Genomic DNA, 369 nt, shown 5'->3' with positions numbered 1-369 from the left:
GCTGGAAGCGGGGCAGGCAGCCGGCGGCGACAAACGCGGGAAGATCAGCGCGGCGCTGCTCATCGCGGGTCCGGAGCCGAAGCTGTACCACAACCTCCGGGTCGACAACAGTGATGAGCCGATTTCAGAGCTTCGCGAGGCGTACGACCTCGCCGTAGAAACGGAGGAGGAACTCCCGGCTGTCGCCGAGGATCAGCTCGGTGAGTACCCCGACGCGATCGTCGACTTTGGACTGAAACGTTAACGAACTACTTGCTACGCACACGCAACAATGCGCGACACCTCTGAAGACACGACCGAGAGTATCGACAGGCGACGGTTCCTCGTTGCCACGGGAATGGCAGGCGTTGGCACGACGCTTGCGGGCTG

The 369-nt window shown here is 62.6% G+C and carries 1 protein-coding gene; it reads left to right on the top strand.

The features are described 5' to 3' along the window. A partial coding sequence (locus EXE42_RS17255) for a DUF1028 domain-containing protein (RefSeq protein WP_137707090.1) occupies positions 1 to 244 on the top strand: 244 nt, incomplete at its 5' end. Between the last annotated feature and the right edge of the window lie 125 nt (positions 245 to 369).

The organism is Halorubrum sp. SP3, assembly GCF_005435195.1.
In the GTDB taxonomy this organism is placed as follows: Archaea; Halobacteriota; Halobacteria; order Halobacteriales; family Haloferacaceae; genus Halorubrum; species Halorubrum sodomense.
The sequence above is the reverse complement of the archived record's forward strand: the minus strand, read 5'-3'. Positions and strand labels throughout refer to the sequence as shown.